Below are 25205 nucleotides of genomic sequence, written 5' to 3'. Positions count from 1 at the left end.
ACCCCAAACCCTTTCCCTCACCGCGAGGAGATTCGCTGTGTCCAGCCGTACCCGCTCCCGCACGCGCACCGCGAAGGTGCCGGGCGGGGCCACCACCGTCCGTATCCCCCGCCAGCGCGGGCGCCGCACCCCTCAGCCGTTCATCGTGGTCGTGCCCGAACGCCCCACCCTGACTGGCCGGTTGGTGGGCTTCTTGGGTGAGCTGCTGTGGGACCACCGCCGCTCGCTCGCCCCGCTCGCCATCGCCCTGACCGTCTTCCCGCTCACCGCCGTTCTGCATGCGCTGGCCTGGTGGTCCGGGCTGCTGCTCGCCCCGCTCGCCGCGGGGCCGCTTGCCTGGCTGCTGGTCACCCAGCGCCGCCGCCCCGCCGCCGACCGCACCGTGTGGGGCTGGCGGATCGGCCTCACCCTGCTCGCCACCGCCGCAGCCGGGTGGGTGGCGCTCGCTGCGGCGTTCGGGCCGCTGGCGGGCCCGCTGGAGTTGATCTGGCTGCTCACCCTGATCGCCGCGCAGAGCGCCTGGCTCGTCGTCCGCCGTTCGCACTGACCCTGAGGAGATTGCCTGATGGCACGCAACACCAACGGCCAGGGCCCGGCGCGGCCGGTGAATGACCCCAAGACCGGCAAGTTCGCCAACGCCGGGGCCGCCGCGGGCGGCTTCGTCGGCGCGATGGGCGGCAGCTTCGTCCCGCCGATCAACGTCACGGTGAACAACAACAAGAGTGCGGCCCGCGCCAACAGTGCTGGCCGCTCCGACTCCCTGCTGCCGTCCCCGGAGTTCACCTCGCCGGCGCAGGTGCGCAACTACTGCAACACCCTGCGGGCCGCGGGGGTGACGCTGGCCATCGAGGTGGCCATGGGCGCCGAAATCCTCAAGGGCGTGTTGGCCGCGGTGCCCGACCCGGAGGGACGGGCGTTCGGCTCGCGCATCCGGGCGGCGAAGGTGGCCCGCAAGCTCAACAAGGCCTCCGACGACCTGAAGTCCGCGGCCAAGAATGCCGCTGCCGCGTATTCCACCTTCCAGCAGCAGTACGAGGAAGAGATCAATCGGGTCCGCCACCGCGCCCGCAAGCCCCGGCAGCCCGTCATGAACTGGGCCCAGCAGTAAGGGAGGTACGGCCATGATGAAGCGCCAAGACAACGACCAAGCCCAGCTCCTGCAACTGATGGAGGCCCAGCGCGGCAACGCGGACGGCGGGGGCGTGGGCGCCTACCTGCTGCACCGCGCCAAGCCGCACCTCCCGCCCTGGCTGGGGGTGGGCGGCGTCGGCCTGGCCGGTCTGCTGGGGCATCTGCGGTGGGAGGAGAGCACCCCGGCCGCGGTCGGCCTCACCCTCACCTCCGTGGCGCTGTCCGGCGGCGCTTGGCTGATCGGCAAGACCACCAGCAAGCAGCGCCGCTTCCACACCGCGCTCACCACGGGGCTCGGCTCGGCGTGGCTGACCGCCGCGTGCCTGGCCGGACCCGCCGCCGGTCCGCTCGATGACCTCTACCTGATGGGCGGCCCGGCGGTCGCCCTGTCCTGGAACGTGCGCATGTTGATGCGCCACAACCCCGACGGCTCGGGCGAGGGCGCGGACGCGGGCCTGTTGGAGAAGGTCGGCCTGGCGGGCACGAAGCTGGGGGCGGCGAAGGTGGAGCCCAACCGGGTCACCGCCCCATATGCGCTGCCCGCGGGGGAGGCGACCAACGAGGACATGGCCAAGGCGCTGCCCAAGCTGGCCGGCGCCCTGGATGTGCCGCCCAACGCGGTCCGCTACCGGCCCGACCCCGAATCCGCGCGCCGCGGCGAACTGGTCATCGTGCCCCAGGACATGCTCAGGCAGGTCACCTGGTACCCCGGCCCGTCCAAGCCGGGCGGGTCGATCGCCGAACCGCTGGTCATCGGCGTCTACGACGACGGCTCGCTCCTCCTGCTCACGCTGCCGCAGGCCATCCACCTGCTCATCATGGGCCAGACCGGCGCGGGCAAGACCGAAGGCGCCCTGGACATCCTCACCGAGGTCATGACCCGCCGCGACGTGGCCGTGTGGCTGTCCGACCACGTCAAGAAGGGCCAGGACCTGGGGGAGATCTTCCCGGCCTGCGACTGGGTGGCCCTCTCCCCGCAGGACACCGAAATCATGATCGAGGCTGTGAAGGCGGCCATCCCGGCCCGCACGGCGTGGCTCGGCTCGCACGGCTACCGCTCGTGGTGCCCGGAAGCGGCCGAGACTCAGAACGACCCGGCGCACTCCTGCCGCAAGGATGGGCGGGCGTGTGGCTGCCCCGGCATGGCCTACCTGATCTCGTGGTTCGAGGAGGCCGCCAACACCCTGGCGCGGCTGGACGACGACGTGTTCACCACCATCGCCCAGGAAGCCCGCTCGGCCGGTATCTCGCTGATCATCTCCATGCAGCGGGCCAGCGGCTACCAGATCAGCACCGACACCCGCGCCAGCCTGCCCGCCAGTCTGTGCTTCGGCGTGGACGAACGCGACGCCTCCTTCGCGCTCCCGGAGGACGTGCTCGATGCGGGCGCCAACCCCGGCGCGTGGAAGAACCGCAAGCCCGGCTACTGCTACCTGGTGGCCGCAGGCATCGAGGAAGAGCTGTACGCCAATCCGGGCCGCACCTTCCGCAACGACCCCGTGACCCTCGAATGGGTCGACCGCGAGTTCGCCGACGTCCGCATGGACATCGACGACGTGACCGCCCGTGCGGCGGCCGGCGTCGCCGGACGCGCCTACACCGACCGCACCCGCCCGCAAGACCCGACACACGCCCCGGAGGAAGACGACATGGACGACGAGCAGCGCCCCGGCGTCGACCCCGAGGACGAGCACATCGACCCCGAAGAGGAACTCCCCGCCAACCAGCCCGGCGACGAGACCCCGGTGTTCGGGCAGGAGCAGGGCCACAAGCCCTCCCCGGAGGAGGCCCGGCGGCTGCTCGATGCAGCGCTCGCGGAGTTCGAGGAGGCGGGGCGCATGGTCGTGGGCCCGAAGGACTTCACCGACTGGTGCGACCAGCACGGCCTGTCCCGCTCCTGGGTGTCCAAGCGGCTCAAGGACGCCGCCCTGGACGGCCGATTGGAGCCGACCAACCAGAGCGGCCGGTGGCGGATCGTCCCCGCCCTCACAGCCGCCTGACACCCGTCACATGTGACGGGCCGCATCACACCCAAACCCCTAGGTAGGCACGGGTGTGACGCCCCATCACAGCAGCCCGTCACACCGCATCACAGCTCTCCGTCACACCCGCAGCGGGCCCGCGTCACACCCTGACGCGGGCCCGCTGCCCTTACCCACCGGAGCGCCCCATGACTCACCCCGAGCAGCCCACCGCCGTCGAAGTCCACCACCCCATACCGATCACACCCACCACCCCCTACGCGGCGCCGCCCGCCCTCGTTCAGCCGGGCAGCGGGCCCGCGGTACAGAGCATCGTCCTGCCCGACGGCCGGGTCGTCACCGGCTACACCCTCACCACCGCGCCTACCATCCCGGCACCCGCGCCCGCCCTAGCCGCCCAGCCTGCGGTGAGCCGTACGGCCGTGAATGTCGCGCTCGGAGGGGTCGGGTTCGCCGCGGTGTGCGGCGGCCTGGTCCTGCTCACCGGGTTCATCGCCGCACTTGCGGCATTCGTCCAGCAGCTCATCATCCTGGCCGCGGTCATCTTTGGTGGCTACATCGCCGTACAGGTCTTCCGCCCTGGCTCCCACGGCAGCGGGACCACGGTCAACATCCGCAAGGCCGTCATCAAGCGCAGCCACTTCCACGGCTAGGGCTCAGAGCCGAGATCAGATCTCATCGCGCTTCGCAGGGACGTGTGAGCGTCCTTGTACGCCTGACGTAGACACGTGTACTCCTCACTGTCACTCGTCACGCCTACTTCCACCGCTATGCACATGTCTCGAACGGCGTGGTGGGTAGTGTCCGCCGCCTCCACCACTCTCAGCGGCGCCATGATCTGTATCTCGTATCTAGGGCTCAGGCAGTGCTCATAGGCGTCCCAAGCCGCCTTCGCACGCTCCGCCGGCGCCAACTCGGTCGCCCGTGCCAGCCAACTGCACGTATGCCGCGTGCTGGACAGCACCGCCAGGTACGAGCCGTACAGAACGCGCCTGTTCTCGATGTTCTGGTCGACGCGCTGCCGCTTCCAACGCCAGAACTCAAGCGCCCCAGCCGACAGCGTGGCGATAGCGCCACCCGCAACAGTGCTGATCAGCGCAGTCCATTCCACCCGTCCCCCTGGGGGCTACACCAGCTCATCAACCAGCGAAACACGCGGGGCGGCCCCTCTCGCCAAAGACCGGGCCGCCCCTTTTCCAACGTCCTCAACAGACCTGTTGGAGGTCTCCAGCATGACGCAACCCACCGACATCCGGCGAGACGGCGAGCAGCCGTTACTGCTGGACCTGTTCTCCTGCGCCGGCGGCGCCGCCATGGGCTACGCGCGCGCCGGCTTCCGCGTCCACGGCTGCGACATCGCCGATCGGCCCAACTACCCCTTCCCCTACCACCGAGGGGACGCGCTCGCGTACCTCGCGCACCTCATCACGACGGGTGAGATCGGGCGGTACGCGTTCGTGCACGCCTCTTGCCCGTGCCAGGCAGGATGCGCGCTGACCGTGGGTACCAACCGGTCCCAGGGCTGGGGAGGCAGCCACCAGGACCTGGTGGCGCCCACGCGTGAGCTGCTGGAGCGCACGGGCCTGCCCTATGTCATCGAGCAGCCCAACGGGCGCGCGGCCATCCGCAAAGACCTCACCCTGTGCGGCGAGATGTTCGGACTTGGGGTCATCCGCCACCGCAACTTCGAGCTGGGCGGCTGGAGCATCGAGCAGCCGGCGCACGTCCCGCACCGCGGGCGGGTGCGCGGCTACCGGCACGGCAAGTTCTACGACGGCCCCTACGTGGCCGCCTACGGCAACGGCGGCGGCAAGCCCACCGTTGCGGAGCTTCAGGCCGCGCTCGGCATCACGTGGACGAGCATGCGCGAGGAGCTGACCGAGGCCATCCCGCCCGCCTACAGCGAGCACATCGGCCGCGCCTTCCTCACCTCCCGCATGGTGGGGGTGGCCGCGTGAACGAGCTTCTGAGGACCGCGCTTGATCTCGCTGCATCCGGCCTCCCGGCGCTGCCGCTGCGGGCGGGGAAGGTGCCGTTCGGCAACTGCCCCCGCTGCACCGGCAACGTGTGCGGCGGACGGCCGAACATGAAGGTCCCCGGTCCGTGCGCCTGCCCCGGCCCCTGCCACGCATGGGCCGGCGCGACCACCGACCCGGACGTCATCGCCTCCGGGGTCTGGCGGCGCACGTGGGGGATGGCTGCTGCGGTCGCCTACCACCCCGGCGGGGCCGGGCTCACCGTCGTCGACCTCGACGACGCCGACGCCCTGACGTGGGCGCGCGAGACCCTGCCCACCACCTGCACCGTGCTCACGACGCGCGGCGAGCACTGGCTCTACCTGGGGCGCATGCAGTCGGCCAACGCGGTACGGCCCGGCGTGGACATCAAGTCCACAATGTCCTACGCCCGCTGGCTCGGCACCGGCACCGGCGACATGACGCCCCTGCCCGATGCCGTGCGCGCACTGGTCGTGAAGACCCGCGCAACCACCCGGCCCGCGCCACCGGCCGTCACCACGCCCGCCAACACGGGCGGGCAGTGCCGGCACCGCACGCCCGCCTTCCTGGAGCGCGGTATCGCCATGGCCGAGCAGCGCATCACCGACGCCCAAAGCGGCGTGCACGCCACCGTCTACCGCACGTTCCTGGCCGTGCTTTCCACGCACGGCCGGTGCGGCTGCCTCAACGAGGACCACATCGCCCGGCTGTTCACCGCCGCGCAAGCCAAGGGCGAGACGACACGGCACTGCACTGAGGCGTGGACCAACGCCCGCACCAAGTTGGGACTGTGACCATGTCCGACGACGACAAGACCCCAGCCCGCGAGATCATCGCCGACTACGCGCAAGAGCACTTCCGCTACTTCCGCACCGCCGACGGCACCGTCTACGCACAGAAGAAGGGCCACCCCGTCGCCCGCCCCATCCGCTCGCAGGGCACCACCGGCAGCCACCGCCAGGAACTCATGGTCGGACTGTTCAAGGACGGGATCGGCGTCTTCAACGGCACCGCACTCAAAGAGGCGTTGGACCTGATCGAGGCCCTCGCACTCACCGAGACAACGCAGGCCGTGCACATCCGCGTCGCGCCCGGCTTCGACGGGTCCACGTGGCTGGACCTGGGACGCGACGACGGGCAGTCGGTCCGCATCCACGCCACCGGCTGGGACATCACCGTTCCCGACCCGCGCGAAGTGTGCTGGCGGCGAACCCAACTCACCGGCGAACTGCCCCTGCCCGTCAAGGACACCGACGGCAAGGGCATCGATCTGCTTCTGCGGCTGTGCAACTTCGCCGGCTCGGAGACCGAGTGCCTGGCCCTGGCCTGGCTGATCGGCTGCCTTGGACCGTCCGTGCCCGTGCCGGCGCCGTTCCTCACCGGGCCGCAGGGGGCGGGCAAGTCCACCGGGGGACGCATGTTGGTGCGGATCATCGAGGGCATGAGCGGTGACCTGCGCCGCGCCCCCAAGGACGAGGCGAATCTGATCGCGGCCGTGGCGGCCGGGTGGGTCACCGCGCTGGACAACCTTTCCCACCTGACGCCGGACCTGGCGGACGCGATGTGCTGCATCGTGACCGGCGCCGAGGACGTCAAGCGCGCCCTGTTCACCGACGGGGACGTCTTCCGCACCGGCTACCGGCGCCCCCTGCTGATGACCGGCATCGACGTCGGAGTCATCCGCCCCGATCTCGCCGAACGGCTCCTGCCGCTCCGCCTGGAGCGGCCCAAGGTGCGCAGGACCGAGGCGGAGCTGTGGGCGGAGTACGAGGAGATCCTGCCCGTCGTGCTGGGCTCGCTGCTCGACCTCACCGTCAAGGTCCGCGCGGCCGACGCGGAGATCCCCACCGACCTGCGCATGGCGGACTTCGCGCACCTGTGCGCGCAGCTCGATGCGGCCACCGGGTTCGGAACTCTGCGGGCCTACCGGGCCAGCCTGGACGACCTTAACGACGACGTGATCGAGGGCGACCTGCTCGCGCAGACCGTCCTGCAGCACGCCGCTGGCACAGAGCCGGGCACCGAGCAGCGGATGACGTCGGCTGAGTGGCTGTACCTCTTCACCCGGTTGTACGTCGGGGAGGACTGCCGTCCCCTGCCCAAGGGCTGGCCCACCACCGGCAAGGTGCTCTCCGACCGCCTCAAGCGGCTTCAGCCCACCCTCGCCGCCCGCGGCCTGTTCGTGGACTGGGGCCGCACCAAGACCGCCCGCTACATCGAGCTGAGCCGTCCGCCGGCATCGCTCATGCTCGCGCAGGGGCAGGTGTTCTGACCTGCGGCAGCAGCGGCCGGCCTTCACGAGCAAGAAGAGCACGCCGCGCCGGTAGTGCTCCTCTTGCAGTTCGGCGGCTCGCCGCCGCCCGAAGGTCGTGCCGCGAAGCGGCTCCTTCTTCGCCCTTCGCATTTCGCCCTGCGCTCGTTCGAGCCGCGCACTACCAACAGACACCCTCTCTCTTTTTCCTAAGTAGAGAGACGCTGCGTCACCTGCGTCACAACGGGACGGAAAACGGCCCCTGACCTGCCGTAACAGCGGTGACGCAGACCGCCGAATCCTGCGTCACCGTTCGTCACCCGCGTCACCCTCGTCACCGGCGACAGAAGCTCCTGCGTCACCGGTGACGGGCTCCCGAACGCCTGCGTCACCACAAAGACGCAGGTCAGGGCCAGACAGTGACGCAGGTGACGCGGTGACGCAGAAATCCGTACCTCGGACACACGCAGGCCCTTGATCCCCCAGAACCCAAGGCGAGTTACTCCCACCCGACGGAGGTCCGCCCATGTCCGCGATTCGCGGCACCGCTCGCAAGATGCTCACGGTCCCCGAGGTCTGCGAGGAACTGAACATCTCGCGCTCAACCTTCTACGACTGGCGCCAGAAGGGCCGTGCGCCCCGCTGTATCAAGCTCCCGAACGGCGACCTTCGCGTACGCCGGAATGACCTGGATCACTGGCTGAACGACCTTGAGGACGCTGCCTGATGGAGACCACTTACAACGTCAAGGTCTGGAAGATCTCGGTGTACAAGGGTGCGAGAGGGACGACGTACACCGTCCGTTGGGCGCTGGAGGGAACGGAGCGGCGGGCCCCGTTCGGGACGCGGGCCCTCGCGGATGCTTTCCGCTCCGAACTCGTCAGTGCTACCCGCCGTGGCGAGGCGTTTAGCCTCGCCACGGGGCGCCCTGTTTCGCACCAGACGGGCGCGAGCGGGGTGAACTGGTACGACTTCGCGGTGCAGTTCTGCGATGCCCAGTGGCGCAGGACCTCCGGGAACAGCCGAAAGAACGTGTCCAAAGCCCTGATGGCAACGACCATCGCGCTGTTGCGTACGCCGGCCAGCCCCTTCAAGGCAGTCGACGTCCGGACCGCGTTGCGGGAGTTCGCGTTCAACACGAGGCGGCGCGAGCAGGCGCCGCCGGACGTCGCGATGATCCTCAAATGGATCGAGCGCAACACCCTGACGATGGCCGCGTGGGAGGACCCCGGCAAGGTCGATGAGGTACTCCGCGAGCTGTCCATCAGGCTCGATGGAGCTCCGGCCGCGGCTAGCTCCATCAAGCGCACGCGGCGCATCCTGAACGTGGCCATGGAGTACGCCGTCACGCACCGGGTTCTTCGCTCGAATCCGCTCCCCAAGGGGCGAGGGACCGCCCCCAAGACATCGTCCGCGGTCGACAAACGGTCTCTGCTCAACGCCCTGCAAGCGGCCCGCCTTCTGGGCTGGATCCGGCGCCGACCTCGCGGCGGCGCGCGGCTGCACGCCTTCTTCGCCACGATGTACTACGCCGGGCCGCGCCCGGAGGAGGTCGTAGCGATGCGGGTGGTGGACGTCCATCTACCTGGCGAGGACGCCGAAGATCAGTGGAGCGAACTCGTGTTCCACACTGCTCAGCCGGAGGTCGGCAAGAACTGGACCGACACCGGGGCGATCCACGAGAAACGAGGGCTGAAGGGGCGGGCCGCGGACGACACCCGGATCGTTCCGGGGCATCCGTCGCTCACGAAGATTCTTCGTGAGCACATCAAGGCCCAGAAGCTGAAGCCGGGGGATCTGCTGTTCCCAGGGGAGAAGGGCGAGATGCTCGCCGGTTCCGTCATTCGCCGTGCCTGGCGAACCGCGCGAGTGAAGGTGCTCACGCCTGAGGAGTTCGCCTCACCGCTCGGGAGGCGGATGTACGACCTGCGACACACCTGCCTCACGAACTGGCTCAACGACGGTGTGCCAGCCGCGCAGGTCGCGGAGTGGGCGGGCAACAGCGTGCCTGTGCTGCTCGCCATCTACACCCGATGCGTGTCGGGTCAGCTCACGGACCTCAAGAAGCGGATCGAAGCGCGGGGGGACCTTCCGGAGATCCCCTAGGGAGGCTTGCGGAGCGCTCGGAGAACTTCCCCGCGTATTCACCGTGGCCACCCGCAGAAACCCGGTGACAGCCGGACAGCGCCGGACCCCTCCCCACCCTGACCTGGGGCTGGTCCGGCGCTTACGCGTCCGCTACGCGCCGCTCGCTACGTTGCCCTGACCAGCAAAAAGGCCCTCCGGGGTGGAGGGCCGAACAAGGATGGACTGTGGCGCCCCCGGCAGGACTCGAACCTGCGGCCAAGCGCTTAGAAGGCGCCTGCTCTATCCACTGAGCTACGGGGGCCGGATGGTGGCCGGTGGCCTGGAGCCCGGGTGGGGACGAGCCGTGACCTTGCCGGGGACAAGGATAGGGCTCCCGGGTCCTTGTCCCTGGTGCTTCGCCTCCGAGGCGCTATGTGGAGGTTCAGTGAAGCGGTCCTGATAATCGCAGGCAGGTACGAATCCCGCATCGCTTTTGGCGTCTCACGCCTCGGGTGTTGTGCACTCGTTATGCCTGCGCCCCAGTCGCCCCTTCCGTCCCGTGTGTCCGATCGGCGCGCAGGGGTGCCCATATGCTTCAGAAAGCCGTCAAAATTGGGCATTCTTCGCATGTGGTGACCTTGGACGTACGGCCTCAACTGCTCGACGCACTCTCCGCCCTGCGCGAGCGTGTCGCCGCCGCACGCTTTCCGCTCCCCCTGGCGGGGGCGCCACGCGCGCGTGCCAACCGGGACGAGCTCCTTGCCCAGCTCGACGACTACTTGGTGCCCCGCCTGCGGGCCCCCGAAGCGCCGCTGCTCGCCGTGATCGGGGGATCCACCGGGGCGGGCAAGTCCACCCTGGTGAACTCCCTCGTCGGGCGGCAGGTCAGCGAGGCGGGGGTGTTGCGGCCCACGACCCGGACGCCGGTCCTTGTGTGCCATCCGGAGGATCATCACTGGTTCGCCGGGATGCGCGTACTGCCCGACCTCATGCGCGTATGGGTGCCCCGCCCGGACCCGTCGGACGACGAAGGCGGCCGGGACGACCGGGACGGCCGGGACGACGACGGGGGCGACGACCTGCTGCCGATCGGGCCCGGCGGCGAGCGCGCGCTGCGCATCGAGACCGCGCAGACCCTGCCGCAGGGGCTCGCCCTCCTGGACGCCCCCGACGTCGACTCGCTCGTCTCCGACAACCGCATCCTCGCCGCCGAGCTGATCTCCGCGGCCGATGTCTGGGTCATGGTGACCACGGCGTCCCGGTACGCGGACGCCGTGCCCTGGCATCTGCTGCGTACCGCCAAGGAGCACGACGCCACCCTCGTCACCGTCCTCGACCGGGTCCCGCACCAGCTGGTGGCCGAGGTGTCGCGGCAGTACGGAGCGCTGCTGGCCAAGGCGGGCCTGGGCGATGTGCCGCGCTTCACGGTGCCCGAGCTGCCCGAGTCCGCGGGCGGCGGCGGCCTGCTGCCGTCCACCGCCGTCGCGCCGCTGCGGGCCTGGCTCACCCACCGCTCGCAGGAGCCCACGGCCCGCGCGCAGGCCATCGCACGGACGGCACTCGGCGTCATCCAGTCCCTCAACGTGCGCGTGCCGGAGCTCGCGGGCGCCGTCGCCACCCAGTACGCGGCCGCACTGCGGCTCACGAACGCCGTCGACGAGGCGTACGGGCACGAGCACGCGCGCGTGCGGGATCGTCTGCAGACCGGGGCCGTCCTCGCGGGAGACGCGCTGAAGCGGTGGCGCAGCTACCCGCTGGACTGCGGCGCGGGCGAGCTCCTGGACGCCGTGGCGGAGAGCCTGGAGGCGCTGCTGCTGTGTGCCGTGACGGCCGCCGACGAGCGCATCGACGAGGCGTGGCGGCGCGAGCCCGCCGCCGCTGCCCCCGGGCTCGGCGACCGCGACCGGGACGCGGAGAGCGCCGAGCACCGCATCGGGATGGCCGTACGGCGCTGGCGGCGCGTCCTGGAGGAGTACGCCGAGGACGAGGTCCGCGGCCTCGAGAGGATCGAGAAGAACTTCGTCCCCGACCCCGAGATGGTGGCCGCCCTGCTCGCCACGGCCCTGCTCGGCGGCGACCGCGGACGCTCGGCGGGCGAGACGCTCGCCGAACGGATCGGCGCCCACGGAGCGCTCCGGCTGCGGGACCGCGGCGGACGCCTGCTTTCCACCTACCTGGACAACGTCCTGGACGCCGAACGCGAGCGACGCCTCGCACCCCTGGACGCCCTCGACGTGAACCCCGAACCCCAGGCCGACCTGATCGCCGCGCTGTCCGTACTGCAGAAGGAGAGGTGACCGCGGTGACTGCCGTCACTGATCACACCGAGCATGAGCACGAGCACGAGCGTGAGCGCGACCACGGGCGTGAGAGTGAGCGCGATCACAGGCGTGAGAGTGATCACGGGCGCGCCTCCGGGGACGCCCGTGGCGGCTCCGAAGGCGTCTGGGACGACGGGCTGATCGCGCGGCGCGGCGGTTCCGCGCGCGGTGGCGCGGCGCAGGGCGGGGGGATCGGCGGTGAGGCGTATGCCCCGGCGGAGACCTCGTCCGGGCCCTCCAGTACGCCATCCGGTGATCTTTCCGGTAGTTCGTCCGGCACTTCCTTCGGTTCGCCGTCCAGTACGTCATCCGGTCCGTCATCCAGTACGTCATCCAGTACGTCATCCGGTGTTTCGACCGCGTACGAAGGGCCCTTGCGCGCCCGGCTCGACGCCCTGCGTGAACTCGTCGGGCTCTCCCGTACCCGCCTCGACAGCGCCACGCTCGCCGAGGCGGGCCGGGTCCTCGACGAGGCCGCGACCCGGCGCAGGCTGTCCGGCAGGCACACCGTCGTCGCCATCGCGGGCGCCACCGGGAGCGGCAAGTCGACGCTGTTCAACGCCCTGGCCGGGGTGACGATCTCGGAGACGGGCGTTCGCAGACCGACCACGGCGGCCCCCATCGGCTGCAGCTGGACCGACGGCGCCGCCGGGCTCCTGGACCGGCTCGGCATCCCCGGACGGCTGCGCAGGCGCCCGCTCCAGGGCCCCGACACGAGCACCCTGGAGGGGCTGGTCCTGATCGACCTGCCCGACCACGACTCGGCGGTCGGGGAGCACCGCGCGCACGTGGACCGCATCCTCGCGCTCGTCGACGCGGTCATCTGGGTCGTCGACCCCGAGAAGTACGCCGACGCGATGCTGCACGAGCGCTACCTGCGGCCCATGGCGGGGCACGCCGAGGTCACCTTCGTCGTGCTCAACCAGGTGGACCGGCTCCCGGGCGACGCCGCCGACCAGGTGCTCGACGATCTGCGGCGGCTGCTCGACGAGGACGGCATCGCCCTCGGCGAGCACGGCGAACCCGGTGCCACCGTGCTCTCCCTCTCCGCGCTGACCGGCGAAGGAGTCGGTGAACTCCGCGACTCCCTGGGCCAGTTCACCAAGGAGCGGGGCGCCGCGGCCCGGCGGATCTCGGCCGACCTGGACGCCGCGGCCGACCGGCTGTGGCCCGTGTACGCGGCCGGGTCCGGGTCGCACGGGAGCCGGGGCGGTACGCGGATCGGGCTCAGCGAAGAGGCGCGCGAGGAGTTCGCCGACCGGCTCGCGGACGCGGTGGGCGCGGCGGCGGCAGGACAGGCCGCGGAACGGGCCTGGCGCCGCCACGCGGGCAAGGCGTGCGGCACGCCCTGGCTGCGGCTGTGGCGTTGGTACGAGGCCCAGCGCGCGCCGCAGAACTTCGGCTGGCCCGTGGCGCAGGCCCTGGCGGACGAGGAGGCCACGGCTCGCCAGCGCGTGGAGCACGCGGTGCGCACGGTGGGCGACGAGGCCGCTTCCGGGCTGCCGCAGCCCTGGGGGCAGGCCGTGCGGGAGGCGGCGGTGCGCGGCGCGGAGGGGTTGCCCGAGGCGCTCGACCAGCTGACGGTGACGGTCGGGGTGCCGGAGGGGAGGCCGCCGCGGCCCGGATGGTGGCCGGTCGCGGTCCTGGCCCAGGCGGCGATGACGCTGCTCCAAGTGGTGGGCGGGCTCTGGCTGGTGGCGCAGATCATCGGGGTCGCGGTGCCGAACCTGGGCGTGCCGGTGCTGCTCATGCTGGCCGGCATCGTGGGCGGTCCCTGCGTGGAGTGGGGGAGCCGGATGGCGGCACGGGGTCCCGCGCGGCGCTACGGCCTGGACGCGGAACGCAGACTGCGGGAGGCGGCGGCCGGGTGCGGGCGGGCGCGGGTCCTCGATCCGGTGGCGGCGGAGCTGCTGCGGTACCTGGAGGTGCGGGAGCAGTACGTGCGGGTGACGGGGGCGGCGGTGGGCTGATGGCCCATGCGGTGGGCTGAAGGCCCCATTCGGGTGAGGGGGTTTTCCACAACTGCCCGGTAGACCACAGGGTTCAGCGGGATCAGCTCGCCCGGTCCACTCTGAGATCGACGCCGCGGGACCGACCGCCGCGGCGGCGGAAGCGGAGTGGACGAGAGTGGACGAGGGAGGGGTTCGGCATGAACGAGACCTTGGTGACGGTGGTGGGGAACGTCGCGACGACGCCGGTGTTCCGGGAGTTGCCCTCCGGGCCGGTGGCGCGGTTCCGGCTCGCGGTGACGGCGCGGTACTACGACGCGGTGCAGAACGTCTGGGCGGACGGACACACCAACTTCTTCACGGTGTGGGCGAGGCGGACGCTCGGCTCGAATGTGCAGGGCTCCCTGACGATCGGTGAACCCGTCATCGTGCAGGGGAAGTTGAAGGTCCGCGACGAGGAGCGGGGTGGCCAGCACTGGACGTCGGCGGACATCGACGCGATCACCGTCGGCCACGATCTCTCGCGCGGGACGGCGGCCTTCCGGCGCGTGCTCAAGGCGAACGCGGCACTGACGGAACCGCCGCCGGCGCGCGAGCCGGAGCCCGAGCCGGTGGGTTGATGGGCCGGGTGATGGACCGTCAGGGAGGTGGCGGCCCCGTCGGCAGGAGGACGACCGATGTGCGGCTTATCGGCGAATGGGTGCCGTTGATTTGTCGATAAGCCCAGCTCAAAAACGTTGTTGGCGATAACGATTCCGAGTCGGATCGGTTATCGAACGGCAGTACCGGGGACCGTGGTCTGCCTCGTCCCTAGGATGCCGAAGGTAGCTAGCGGGGCAGTTGGTAGTGGATGCCACGCAGGTGGCAGGTGATTCTGCCCCTTTCAATCTGCTGGCGGGATCACCCCCCTCGAAGTGAACGGGTCCCGTCCGGAGGGGAATTCTGTGTCTTTTGCGCGTTCTGTGTTCGAAGCGTTCTCCGCTCTGTCCGGGGGCCGCGCCTGCTCTGCGCCGACCCGGCGGAGACGGGGTGCCGCGCGCCTCGCCGCGGTGACGCTGGCGACCGGGGCCGTCGCGGCGGGGGCGATAGCCACCGCGGTTCCGGCCGCGGCGGAAGAGGCTCCGCAGCACCGGGGCGGAGCCGTCGCGACGCTGGGCGGGCTCCAGACGTACGACCAGGCCGTCATCCGTGACAACGGAGCGAGCCAGGAGGTGCCCGCCGGGCTCTTCGAGATGTCCGTGGACGGCGGCGGCACGCTCCAGACGTACTGCATCGACATCCAGAACCCCACGCAGAAGGACGCGAAGTACCAGGAGACCCCCTGGAGCGGCACTTCGCTGAACGGCAACAAGGACGCGGGCAGAATCCGCTGGATCCTGCAGAACTCCTACCCGCAGGTGAACGACCTCGCCGCGCTGGCCCACAAGGCGGGCGCGCGGGCCCTGACCGAGCAGTCGGCCGCGGCCGGCACGCAGGTGGCGATCTGGCGCTACTCGGACGGCGCCGACGTCGAGGCCCTCGACCCGCAGGCCGAGAAGCTCGCGGACTACCTCTACAAGAGCGCCCGCGGTTCGGCGGAGCCCAGGGCGTCGCTGACCCTCGACCCGCCCGCGGTCTCCGGCCGCGCGGGGGAGCGGCTCGGTCCGGTCACCGTGCGGACGGACGCGGACGCCGTGTCCGTCACCCCGCCCGCGGACTCCGTGGCCAGCGGAGTGAAGATCGTCGGCAAGGACGGCAAGCCCGTCACCTCGGCGGTCAACGGCAGCCGGCTGTTCTTCGACGTACCCAAGGAGACCGCGGACGGCTCGGCGGCACTCGCCGTGCAGGCGTCGACCACGGTGCCGGTCGGCAGGGCCTTCGCCTCCGAGACCCGGAGCCAGACGCAGATCCTCGCGGGCTCCAGCGAGTCCACGGTCTCCGCGACGGCGAGCGCCACCTGGGCCAAGGAGGGCGCGATTCCGGCGCTGTCCGCGGAGAAGAACTGCGCCAAGAGCGGCGTGGACATCACGGCGAGCAACCCGGGCGACCAGCCGTTCACGTTCCGCCTCATGGGCCTCAAGCACACCATCGAGGCCGGTACGACCCGGACGGTGACGATCCCGCTCCAGGAAGACCAGCCCTACGACTTCACGATCAAGGGCCCGAACGGCGTCGAGAAGCGCTTCAAGGGCGTACTCGACTGCCAGACCGAGGGCAGCACGATCGGCAACAAGACGGAACCGGTGGCCGACCCGAGCCCCGCGTCAGCAGGCGGCACCGGCACGAACACCGGCGACCTCGCGGAAACGGGCGGCTCCAGCGCCACCCCGATGATCGCCGCGATAGCGGTCCTCATGGTGGTCCTGGGTGCGGCGGCGATGTTCTTCCTCCGCAAGAAGAAGGACCCCGCGGGCGCGGAGACACCGCCCGAGGACTGAGCCGCCAGGCACGCGTCGAGAATCGGAACCGGACCGCGACCGCACGGTAGTCGCACACCTACCGTGCGGGAGGTTCGGCCTCTCCCAAGGCCCATCCGAAAGGGGGCCGAGCCGGGCGGCTTCCAGGCAGCTCGGGCCGTCCTGGGCCTGCATGGGACGCGTGCGCAACCGAGCGTGCACCCCGGATCGCTGTGGCTCGAGGGCCCGGCGACAACAGCCAGTGACGGGTCGATCACCGTCGTGGCCCAGGAACGTCCAGCTCATGGCTCCCCGGCCATACTGGTTTCCTCCGGGAGGTGGCCGTCAGGCAAGATGGGGTGTATCTGCCCACTCACTGATTGCCGGACGGTTTCTCTTGGCTGAGTACATCTACACCATGCGCAAGACGCGCAAGGCGCACGGCGACAAGGTGATTCTTGATGACGTCACCCTGAGCTTCCTGCCTGGCGCCAAGATCGGTGTCGTGGGCCCCAACGGCGCCGGTAAGTCCACGGTGCTGAAGATCATGGCCGGGCTCGAGCAGCCGTCCAACGGTGACGCGTTCCTCTCGCCCGGCTTCAGCGTCGGCATCTTGATGCAGGAGCCGAAGCTCGACGAGACGAAGACCGTTCTGGAGAACGTCCAGGACGGCGCCGCCGAGATCATGGGCAAGCTCAAGCGCTTCAACGAGGTCGCCGAGCTCATGGCGACCGACTACTCCGACGCGCTCATGGACGAGATGGGCAAGCTGCAGGAGGACCTGGACCACGCCAACGCGTGGGACCTGGACGCCCAGCTCGAGCAGGCCATGGACGCGCTCGGCTGCCCGCCCGGCGACTGGCCCGTCGTGAACCTGTCCGGTGGTGAGAAGCGCCGCGTCGCGCTCTGCAAGCTCCTCATCGAGGCGCCCGACCTGCTGCTCCTCGACGAGCCCACCAACCACCTCGACGCCGAGTCGGTCAACTGGCTGGAGCAGCACCTCGCGAAGTACGCGGGTTGCGTCATCGCCGTGACCCACGACCGGTACTTCCTCGACAACGTCGCGCAGTGGATCCTCGAGCTCGACCGTGGTCGCGCCATCGCCTACGAGGGCAACTACTCCACCTACCTGGAGAAGAAGCAGTCCCGCCTCAAGGTCGAGGGGCAGAAGGACGCCAAGCGCGCGAAGCGCTTGAAGGAAGAGCTGGAGTGGGTGCGGTCCAACGCCAAGGGGCGTCAGGCCAAGTCCAAGGCGCGTCTTGCGCGCTACGAGGAGATGGCCGCCGAGGCGGACAAGATGCGGAAGCTGGACTTCGAGGAGATCCAGATTCCGCCGGGCCCGCGGCTCGGTTCCATCGTCGTCGAGGTCGAGAACCTCTCGAAGGCCTTCGGCGACAAGGTGCTCATCGACGACCTGAGCTTCACGCTGCCGCGCAACGGCATCGTCGGCATCATCGGTCCGAACGGCGCGGGCAAGACCACGCTGTTCAAGATGATCCAGGGCCTGGAGACGCCGGACTCCGGCAAGATCAAGGTCGGCGACACGGTCAAGATCAGTTACGTCGACCAGAGCCGCGCCAACATCGACCCGAAGAAGACGCTGTGGGCCGTCGTCTCCGACGAGCTGGACTACATCAACGTCGGTCAGGTCGAGGTGCCCTCGCGGGCGTACGTCTCCGCGTTCGGTTTCAAGGGTCCGGACCAGCAGAAGCCGGCCGGGGTGCTCTCCGGTGGTGAGCGCAACCGCCTCAACCTGGCGCTGACCCTCAAGGAGGGCGGCAACCTGCTCCTCCTCGACGAACCGACGAACGACCTGGACGTCGAGACCCTGTCCTCCCTGGAGAACGCGCTCCTGGAGTTCCCGGGCGCCGCTGTCGTGATCTCCCACGACCGGTGGTTCCTCGACAGGGTCGCCACGCACATCCTCGCCTACGAGGGTGACTCCTCCTGGTACTGGTTCGAGGGCAACTTCGAGTCGTACGAGAAGAACAAGATCGAGCGTCTTGGCGCCGACGCGGCCCGTCCGCACCGCGCCACCTACAAGAAGCTCACCCGAGGCTGAGACTGACATGAGTCGGCATATCTACAGCTGCCCCCTCCGATGGTCGGACATGGACGCCTTCGGGCACGTCAACAACGTCGTCTTCCTGCGGTACTTGGAAGAGGCGCGGATCGACTTCATGTTCCGCCTCGCACCGGGGGACGGCAGCCCGTCGTTCTCGGGCGGGTCCGTCGTGGCCCGCCACGAGATCGACTACGTACGGCCGTTGGTCCACCGGCACGCGCCGGTGACCATCGAGTCGTGGGTGACGAAGATAGGCGCTGCCTCGCTCTCCATCTCGTACGAGGTCAAGGACCCCGAGCAGGTGTACGTGCGGGCCACGACGATCGTCGTCCCGTTCAACCTGGAGGCGCAGCGGCCGCGGCGGATCACCGCCGAGGAGAAGGCCATGCTCCTGACCTACATGGACGACGACGGCGATGTCGCCGGAGGCTCGGAGGCGCTCGTCGCATGACGGCGCAGCTGCACTTCGCCGATGCCGGGGAGGCGGGAGATCTCGCCGCCTTCCTGGCCCGGCTCATCCACTACGACAAGGCTGCCGCGGTCCGGTTGCAGGCGGCGGGCGACACGCTCGCCGTGTTCGGCAGGCCGCCGTCGTTCGAAGTGCTCGCCATCCGTACGGCCCGGCTCGCGAAGCCGTACGAGCACGGGCTCGACGCCTCGCTCGATGTCACCGTCTCCGCCGGTGAACTCCTCGAATCCGTGGGGGAGTCGGCGGACTCCGTCGCCGCGGCGGGTGTGGTCGACGTGCCGCAGGCCGTCACCGGGCCGCCGTGGGCCGGAATCCTGCCGTCGCGGGGCGGCTGGCAGCCGGAGCTGGGGCTTCCGTCGGCGGACGAGGTGCGGCGTCTCGTGGCGGCCGCGGTCGCCGAATTCAAGTCCCGCGTCGAGGAGTTGCCGCAGGAGCGGCGGGTCCGGGCGGAGCTCGACCAGCTGGGCCGCGAGATCTGGTCCCGCACCATCGGGGACACGGGCCTGCCCGTGCGGGCCGCGCACGCCGCCCAGGCCCTGGGTTTTCTGCGGGGTGACTCGCTCGACCTGCTGTCGTCCGGGCCGTGGCTGCGGCTACGCACGAGCTACGGGTCGATCGCCGTGCGTCGGGCCGGGGTCGGCGGGCTCTCGGTGACGCCGGCCTAACGGTCCGCGTCCCCCACACGACCGTCCGCCCCGTCCGCAGGTCCGGGGCCGCCCGCGACCCGTGGCGCGCGCGAGGCGTGCCCAGGCCGCAGGCGCGGACGTCCGGGGAGCGGGGAGAGCCGTCAGCCCTCGGAGTTGACCATGGAGGCGGCCGCGTACGTCAGGTAGTTCCACAGCGTCCGCTCGTGCTCCTCGGAGAGCTTCAGCTCGTCGACGGCGGTCCGCATGTGCTTCAGCCACGCGTCGTGCGCGGCCCTGTCGACGGTGAACGGGGCATGGCGCATCCGCAGCCGGGGGTGGCCGCGGTTGTCGCTGTAGGTGCGGGGGCCGCCCCAGTACTGCATCAGGAACAGCGCGAGGCGCTCCTCGGCAGGGCCCAGATCCTCCTCCGGGTACATCGGTCGCAGCAGCGGGTCCTCCGCGACCCCCTGGTAGAAGAAGTGCACCAGGCGCCTGAAGGTCTCCTCGCCGCCGACCTGTTCGTAGAAGGTCTGCTCCTGAAGCGTGCCGCGCGGGATCTCTTTCACACCGTCCATGGTCTCAGACGGTGCGGCCGAGGACGGAAGACTTAGGACTGATCTCCTCCGGACCGGGACTGATCTCCTCCACTTAGGGACCGATCTCCTCCCGATCGGTACGTTCTGCCGCTCGCATCGCGGGCGATGGCGCAGCACAGTGGCTGTATGGGACCCACCGTCGACCCCCTTCTCGCCGCGGAGGCCGGAGCCGCCCTGGTCCGCGAGATCGAGGCCAGCGGCGCCTGGACGCGGGACCCCGAGCTGCGTGCGGCGTTCGAGCAGGTCCCGCGCCACCTGTTCGTGCCGTACTACTACGTGGCCTCGTCGGGCGGCGGCCACGAACGGCTCTGGGGCGAGGACGCCGACCCCGCACGCCGGGCACGCTGGCTGCGCGGCGCCTACGCGGACGCCCCGCTCGCCACCCGCGTACGCGACGGAGAGCTGCTCTCGTCCAGCAGCCAGCCCTCCCTGATGGCCAAGATGCTGGACGAGCTGGATCTGCGCGAGGGGGACTGCGACGTCCTGGAGATCGGCGCGGGCACCGGCTACAACGCGGCCCTGCTGGCCCACCGGCTCGGCGACGAGCACGTCACCACCGTCGACCTGGACCCGGAGATCACCGAGTCCGCGCGGCGGCACCTCACGGCCGCCGGCTACCACCCGGCCGTCGTCACGGGTGACGGGACCGCGGGGTGCCCCGAGCGCGCACCGTACGACCGGATCATCGCGACCTGCACCCTGGCCTCCGTGCCGCGCCCCTGGCTGGCCCAGTGCCGCCCAGGCGCCCGCATCCTGGCCCCGCTGGCCACCGGCCTGATCGCGCTGACGGTGGTGGACGCCGAGCACGCCGAAGGCCGCTTCCTGCACACCCCCGCGTACTTCGTGCCGCTGCGCGGGGACAGCGGAAGGGCCTCGCGCGAGCAGCACCTCGGGGGGCTGCCGCGCAAGGCCCTGCAGAACGAGCTCTTCCGCTTCTTGCTGGAGCTGACGGCCGGGAGCCTCGACCCCTACGAGGCCCTCGCCCTGTGGCAGCGCGAGGACCGGCCGGTGCGCGAGCGGTTCGGGGTCACCGTCCGGGGGCCGCACGAGTGGGCCTGGCTTGACGACCCCGAAGGGCCGTACGCCTGGCCACTGGTTTGAGCCCCCGGGGCCGGTGTGACCCGGCCCTCATCCTCAGCTGTGCCGGATGGTGATCGTCGTCCAGGCGCCCACGTGCACCCGGTCGCCGTCCTGGAGCGGCACCGGGACGAACGGCTGGATGGGCTCCTCGCCGTTGTTGACCGTGGTGCCGTTGGTCGAGTTCTGGTCGACGACCGCCCAGCTGCCGTCGGGCTGCTGGACCAGGACCGCGTGCTGGTGCGATACGCCCGGGTCCTCCGGCGGCACCGACAGGTCGATGTCCGGGGTGTCTCCGGTGGAGTGCCTGCGGCGGCCGATGGTGATCTGGTTGCCGGCCAGCGGGCGCTGCTGCTCGGGCGAGTACGCGGGCAGGTTCAGGCCCGACGCCTCGGGACCGCTGCGGTGCATCATCGCCATGAAGTACTCGCGGTCCGGACCGATCGTCGCCGACCAGGAGACCGTGCCGGTGCTGGGACCGGGCACCGCCTGATAGCCGGGAGGACCCTGCGGCGCCTGCGTCTGCTGCGGCTGCTGGCCAGGCTGCTGCTGGCCGGGCTGCTGGCCCCAGTCGCCCTGCTCGGGAGCCTGCGGAGCACCGGGGCCCGGCGTGGACGACGAGGGCGGCGGGAGCACCCAGTCGTCACCGGCACCGAAGGGACCGCCGGGACCGGGCTGCTGCGGAGGCGGCGGAGTCCCCGTCTCCTGCGGGAACGCGGGCGGCGCCGGCGGACCCTGCTGCTGGAACGCCTGCGGGGGCCGCCCCGACTGGTCGCCACCGTTGTAGGGCGGCAGGGGCGCCTCGCCGCCGCTGTACGGCGGGGGCACCTGACCGGACGGGTTGCCGTCGCCGTTTCCGTTGCCGAACGGCGGGATCGGCTCGGCGGGCCGGTTCATCTGCGAGGGCCGCGAGCCCTGGTACCCGAACGGGTCCTGGCCCGGCCGGGTGCCGGGGGACTGCTGGCCGGGCGGCTGCTGGAACTGCTGCGCCGGGTTCGGCGCGGGCGGGTGCGGGGCGGCCGGGGTGTACGAGGTCGCCGTGTTCGTCAGGAAGTTCCAGCGGCACTCCTCGCAGAACGGCGCGTTCGCCTCGCGGGGCGTGCGGCACTGCGGGCAGAGCTCGGCCTCGGCGGCCTGCTCCGGTACGGCCGACAGGTGCGGTCGGCCGGGGGCCTGCTGGGGGTATCCGTACCCGCCGTCCTGGCCGGGGCCGGGCTGGGGGTATCCGGGGTCCTGGCCGGGGCCCGGCGGCGGGTAGCCGTAGCCGGGAGCGGCCGGGGGCGGCGGCGGAGGCGGCGGTACGGCACCGGCCATGCGGTGACCGCAGACCTCGCACCAGTCGTCGGAACCCGACTGGTGTCCGTTCGGGCAGGTCGGCATGTCGGCGCTTCCCCCTCTCCTTCTCCGGCCCAAGGGCCGTACGTGCTGCTGGTGGGGCTACTAACGAGTATGGGTGGTGCTACTTCTGGTGCTGCTTGTGGTGCTACTTCTTCACGCGAACAGTCTTCGTGGACCGCGTCTCGAGAGTCATCTCGTCGGCCTCGGCGACCCTCGCCTTCAATCGAACAGTACCTGCCACGGCGTCGACCACGTCGACCACCTTCGAAAGCAGCTTCGCGGTGTCCTCGTTGCCCGAGGCGCTGGCGAGCTGAACGGCACGCCCCAGTTTGGCCGTTGCTCCGTCCATATCGCCCGACTTGCGCGCATCGAGCCCTTGCTGGATCACCTGGGCCAGTTCCGCCTGGCCGGTGTAGTGCGCCACCTGCGGATTGATCGACGTGGAGGCGGCCATGTCGTCCGTCCACACGGCCCGCACCAGGCCCTGCGAGAGCGTCTGGGCGCTGCCGTCCGGCTGCGGCACGATCAGTGAGACGCGGGCCGCGAGCATCTCCTGGCCGAGTTCGGCGTTCGGCACCTCGACACAGATGTGGTAGTCGCGGGACTCGTCGCCCCAGGACCCGGTGGGATAGTCGCCGGCGCGCGGTCCCGCCTGCGTGCGCCGGTCGGTCAACTCCTCGACCGTGGGTGCCACTTGCTTGACGAACTTGATCTCCGCGCCCATCGGCGTCCACACCCGCAGGCTGACGTCGGCGACCTCCTTGCCCATGGCCGCCTCCATCATCTGCGTGAAGTCGGCGGACAGGCCCGCGGGGTCGGCGACGATGTCGGCGGTGCCGAGCAGCGCGGAGGCGATGCCGGTGACCTCCTTGACCTCCCAGTCGGTGCCGACACCGCGGGCGTCGCAGGTGAAGCGGCCCGCGCACGCGTCCAGGGAGGCCTGCAGGTCCTCGGGTGACTCGTGTTCATTGCGGCCGTCCGTCAGCACGATGCCGTGCCGTATCGAGACGTCGGCCGAGGACAGCAGCCGGTCGGCCAGGCGCAGCCAGGTGCCGATCGCCGTGCCGCCGCCCGCGCTGAGCTTGCGCAGGGCCTGCCTGGCCTGCTCCCGGGTCCGCGCGTCGGCGACCGCCAGACGGCCGCCTCCCGGGTAGACCTCCTTGGCGACATGGGTGCCGCCGATCACCGCGAAGTGGACTCCGTCACGTACGGCGTCGATCGCGGCGGACGTGGCGTCGCGCGCGCCGCGCATCTTCGTCGGCGGGTAGTCCATCGAGCCGGAACAGTCGACCATGATCGCCACGGCCGCGTCCGGGGTCTGCCCCGCCGAGTAGAGGTGCGGGGCGCTCACCGCGGCCCCCACCGTGCCGCCGCCGGTCGAGGTGACCGTGGCGATCGCGTTGACCTCGCGGGCGCCCTCCGCCATGTACTCGTTCTGATAGACGTCGACCGAGAACTGCGGCACGTTCGACTTCGAGAAGTTGGCCATGGATCTCTGCTCCCCCTAGACGTTCCCACCGGCTTCCCCAAGCCGGTGGGTGACAAGTGCGCGTGGCCGGCCCCCCGTTGCCGGGGGCCTCCGCTAGGCCGATCCTGCCCCTTGCGGCACCACACGGAACGGCAGAATCGCCACTGTTACGTTGTCGTGGCCCCCGCCGTCCAGTGCGTGCCCGACCAGGACCTGGGCGCTGTGCAGCGGGCGCAGGGCGGAATCGACGGGGACGGCCCGTGCCATGTCCTCCACCGCTTCCGCGTAGTTCCAGAGCCCGTCGGTGCACACCACCACTACACCCGCACGGTCCGGCTTGAAGGAAGCGGTGTGCGGCTCCAGTTCGTACGCGTCGGCGCCGAGCCAGCCCGTGATGGCGTGCGCGCGCTCGTCGGCGTACGCCTCCGCCTCGTTCATCAGGCCCGCGGCGACCATCTGCGCGGCCCACGAGTCGTCCTCGGTGAGCCGGACGGTCGGGCCGCTGCGGTCGTCGGGGACCCAGTAGGCACGGCTGTCGCCGACCCAGCCGACGACCAGGAGGCCTCCGGCGATGATCGAGCCGACGAGCGTGCACGCGGGCGCGTTCTGGTGCGGTGAGTGCTCCCTGGCCTGAGTGGGCTCCGCGGCAAGGGCGTTGACGGCGTCGGCCGCCGCCAGGATCGCGTCGTGCATGGCCTGCTGCGGGTGCGTGCCGCGCGGCAGGGCGGCGAGCAGCGACTCGTTGGCGGCGCGGGACGCGGCGAGCGAGGCCTCGTCGGGGCGGGTCGCGGACGAGACGCCGTCGCAGACGATCGCGACGACGGCGGGGGAACCGTCCGGCAGCGCCGCCGAGGAGATCGCGAACGCGTCCTCGTTGCGGTGGTGGCGCAGGCCCCGGTCGCTGACCGCGGCCACCGCGTCGAGCTCCTGCTCCATGTGGTCGCGCTCGCGCGGCTGGGCGTGCCCGCAGTTCTCGCAGTAGCCGTCCGGGTCGACGCGGCCCGAACGGCACGCCACGCAGAGCTTGGTGCCCGCGGGCGGCGTCGGGTCGGCCAGGACCGCACGGGGGTCGGCGGGCTCCGGCGGGGCGCCGGGAGCGCCGGGAGCGGGCAGCGGGTACTCGTCCGGCTCGGCGGGCGGCGGGACGGGTGCGTCGGTGCGTACGTCTCCCGAGCCCCGCGTGGTGCCCGCGTTCGGGGAGAGCTCGCCGCCCGACGACTCCGTGACCGGCAGGTCGGTGGGCAGGTGCGCGGGCACCGGCATGTCGGAGCTGTCCACGTCCGGTGCGATGGGCCACTGCGACGACGCGTCCGGCGGTGGCGCGGACGACGAGCCGTTCATCACGACGGTGGGGTGGTCGTCCGACCCCACCGGCTGCGCCGACAGGTCGTACCCGCACGCGCCGCAGAACAGGTCACCCGATTCCAGCGGTTCTGCGCAGCCGGGGCACGTGGAACTCGCCCCGGCAGTCTGCTGGTGCATCTGCGACATCT

The 25205-nt window shown here is 70.8% G+C and carries 21 protein-coding genes and 1 tRNA gene; 17 read left to right on the top strand and 5 right to left on the bottom strand.

Going from position 1 to position 25205, the window contains the following annotated elements; all coding sequences use genetic code 11:
• Positions 1–37 precede the first annotated feature (37 nt).
• The 9 genes from ACZ6ZP_RS05050 to ACZ6ZP_RS05010 all read left to right on the top strand — a co-directional run bounded on the left by ACZ6ZP_RS05050 (position 38) and on the right by ACZ6ZP_RS05010 (position 9467).
• Positions 38–547: a hypothetical protein gene (locus ACZ6ZP_RS05050; RefSeq protein WP_469405562.1), complete on the top strand. Its 510-nt coding sequence runs from the start codon at positions 38–40 to the stop codon at positions 545–547.
• 18 nt (positions 548–565) lie between these two features.
• Positions 566–1108 carry a plasmid transfer protein TraA gene (gene traA, locus ACZ6ZP_RS05045; RefSeq protein ID WP_469405561.1) on the top strand — a complete coding sequence of 181 codons (543 nt, stop codon included), beginning with the start codon at positions 566–568 and terminating at the stop codon, positions 1106–1108.
• A gap of 13 nt (positions 1109–1121) precedes the next feature.
• Positions 1122–3131 carry a plasmid transfer protein TraB gene (traB, locus tag ACZ6ZP_RS05040; RefSeq protein WP_469405560.1) on the top strand — a complete coding sequence of 670 codons (2010 nt, stop codon included), beginning with the start codon at positions 1122–1124 and terminating at the stop codon, positions 3129–3131.
• Between the two features lie 170 nt (positions 3132–3301).
• Positions 3302–3766 (top strand): hypothetical protein, encoded by a 465-nt coding sequence (locus ACZ6ZP_RS05035; RefSeq protein WP_469405559.1) that lies wholly within the window; start codon positions 3302–3304, stop codon positions 3764–3766.
• Positions 3767–4345: 579 nt separating this feature from the next.
• Complete coding sequence (locus ACZ6ZP_RS05030) at positions 4346–5071, top strand: DNA methylase (RefSeq protein WP_469405557.1); 726 nt, start codon at positions 4346–4348, stop codon at positions 5069–5071.
• Complete coding sequence (locus ACZ6ZP_RS05025) at positions 5068–5904, top strand: bifunctional DNA primase/polymerase (protein ID WP_469405555.1); 837 nt, start codon at positions 5068–5070, stop codon at positions 5902–5904. The genes ACZ6ZP_RS05030 and ACZ6ZP_RS05025 overlap by 4 nt, the downstream gene beginning before the upstream one ends.
• Before the next feature lie 2 nt (positions 5905–5906).
• A complete protein-coding gene (locus ACZ6ZP_RS05020; RefSeq protein WP_469405553.1) occupies positions 5907–7382 on the top strand; it encodes an ATP-binding protein in 1476 nt (491 codons plus the stop codon).
• A gap of 505 nt (positions 7383–7887) precedes the next feature.
• Complete coding sequence (locus ACZ6ZP_RS05015) at positions 7888–8088, top strand: helix-turn-helix transcriptional regulator (RefSeq protein ID WP_469405551.1); 201 nt, start codon at positions 7888–7890, stop codon at positions 8086–8088.
• Positions 8088–9467 (top strand): tyrosine-type recombinase/integrase, encoded by a 1380-nt coding sequence (locus tag ACZ6ZP_RS05010; RefSeq protein WP_469405550.1) that lies wholly within the window; start codon positions 8088–8090, stop codon positions 9465–9467. The genes ACZ6ZP_RS05015 and ACZ6ZP_RS05010 overlap by 1 nt, the downstream gene beginning before the upstream one ends.
• A 207-nt stretch (positions 9468–9674) precedes the next feature.
• On the opposite strand, the gene ACZ6ZP_RS05005 is transcribed toward ACZ6ZP_RS05010, so the two are convergent.
• A tRNA-Arg gene (locus ACZ6ZP_RS05005) sits at positions 9675–9750 on the bottom strand.
• Positions 9751–10018: 268 nt separating this feature from the next.
• Here ACZ6ZP_RS05005 and ACZ6ZP_RS05000 point away from each other — a divergent pair.
• From ACZ6ZP_RS05000 to ACZ6ZP_RS04970, 7 genes are all read left to right on the top strand, one after another.
• Positions 10019–11725, top strand: a complete 1707-nt coding sequence (locus ACZ6ZP_RS05000) for a GTPase domain-containing protein (RefSeq protein ID WP_383826925.1) — start codon at positions 10019–10021, stop codon at positions 11723–11725.
• Entirely contained in the window at positions 11722–13719 is a 1998-nt protein-coding gene (locus ACZ6ZP_RS04995; RefSeq protein WP_469405549.1) for a YfjP family GTPase, read from the top strand. The genes ACZ6ZP_RS05000 and ACZ6ZP_RS04995 overlap by 4 nt, the downstream gene beginning before the upstream one ends.
• Before the next feature lie 179 nt (positions 13720–13898).
• The gene (locus ACZ6ZP_RS04990; protein WP_351164562.1) at positions 13899–14318 is read left to right on the top strand and encodes a single-stranded DNA-binding protein; all 420 of its coding nucleotides are present in this window, start codon (positions 13899–13901) and stop codon (positions 14316–14318) included.
• A gap of 342 nt (positions 14319–14660) precedes the next feature.
• Positions 14661–16115, top strand: coding sequence for a Cys-Gln thioester bond-forming surface protein (locus ACZ6ZP_RS04985; protein WP_469405804.1), 1455 nt, complete (start codon positions 14661–14663; stop codon positions 16113–16115).
• A gap of 355 nt (positions 16116–16470) precedes the next feature.
• Entirely contained in the window at positions 16471–18135 is a 1665-nt protein-coding gene (gene ettA / locus ACZ6ZP_RS04980; protein WP_351164537.1) for an energy-dependent translational throttle protein EttA, read from the top strand.
• A gap of 7 nt (positions 18136–18142) precedes the next feature.
• On the top strand, positions 18143–18589 hold the full coding sequence (locus ACZ6ZP_RS04975) for an acyl-CoA thioesterase (RefSeq protein WP_351164536.1): 447 nt from the start codon (positions 18143–18145) through the stop codon (positions 18587–18589).
• Entirely contained in the window at positions 18586–19272 is a 687-nt protein-coding gene (locus ACZ6ZP_RS04970) for a DUF8185 domain-containing protein (protein WP_383826933.1), read from the top strand. The genes ACZ6ZP_RS04975 and ACZ6ZP_RS04970 overlap by 4 nt, the downstream gene beginning before the upstream one ends.
• Before the next feature lie 122 nt (positions 19273–19394).
• Here the strand turns inward: ACZ6ZP_RS04970 and ACZ6ZP_RS04965 are convergent, their stop codons facing one another.
• Complete coding sequence (locus ACZ6ZP_RS04965) at positions 19395–19808, bottom strand: globin (protein WP_351164534.1); 414 nt, start codon at positions 19806–19808, stop codon at positions 19395–19397.
• A 147-nt stretch (positions 19809–19955) separates the two neighbouring features.
• On the opposite strand from ACZ6ZP_RS04965, the gene ACZ6ZP_RS04960 reads away from it, so the two are divergent.
• Complete coding sequence (locus ACZ6ZP_RS04960; RefSeq protein ID WP_469405548.1) at positions 19956–20930, top strand: methyltransferase domain-containing protein; 975 nt, start codon at positions 19956–19958, stop codon at positions 20928–20930.
• Positions 20931–20963: 33 nt separating this feature from the next.
• Here the strand turns inward: ACZ6ZP_RS04960 and ACZ6ZP_RS04955 are convergent, their stop codons facing one another.
• The 3 genes from ACZ6ZP_RS04955 to ACZ6ZP_RS04945 all read right to left on the bottom strand — a co-directional run bounded on the left by ACZ6ZP_RS04955 (position 20964) and on the right by ACZ6ZP_RS04945 (position 25203).
• Positions 20964–22286, bottom strand: a complete 1323-nt coding sequence (locus tag ACZ6ZP_RS04955; protein ID WP_468613549.1) for an FHA domain-containing protein — start codon at positions 22284–22286, stop codon at positions 20964–20966.
• Between the two features lie 103 nt (positions 22287–22389).
• Positions 22390–23733 (bottom strand): VWA domain-containing protein, encoded by a 1344-nt coding sequence (locus ACZ6ZP_RS04950; protein ID WP_361470157.1) that lies wholly within the window; start codon positions 23731–23733, stop codon positions 22390–22392.
• A gap of 93 nt (positions 23734–23826) precedes the next feature.
• Positions 23827–25203, bottom strand: a complete 1377-nt coding sequence (locus ACZ6ZP_RS04945; protein WP_351164530.1) for a PP2C family protein-serine/threonine phosphatase — start codon at positions 25201–25203, stop codon at positions 23827–23829.
• Between the last annotated feature and the right edge of the window lie 2 nt (positions 25204–25205).

This window comes from Streptomyces sp. NPDC054047 (assembly GCF_055585065.1).
This window is presented reverse-complemented; position numbering and strand designations above follow the sequence as displayed.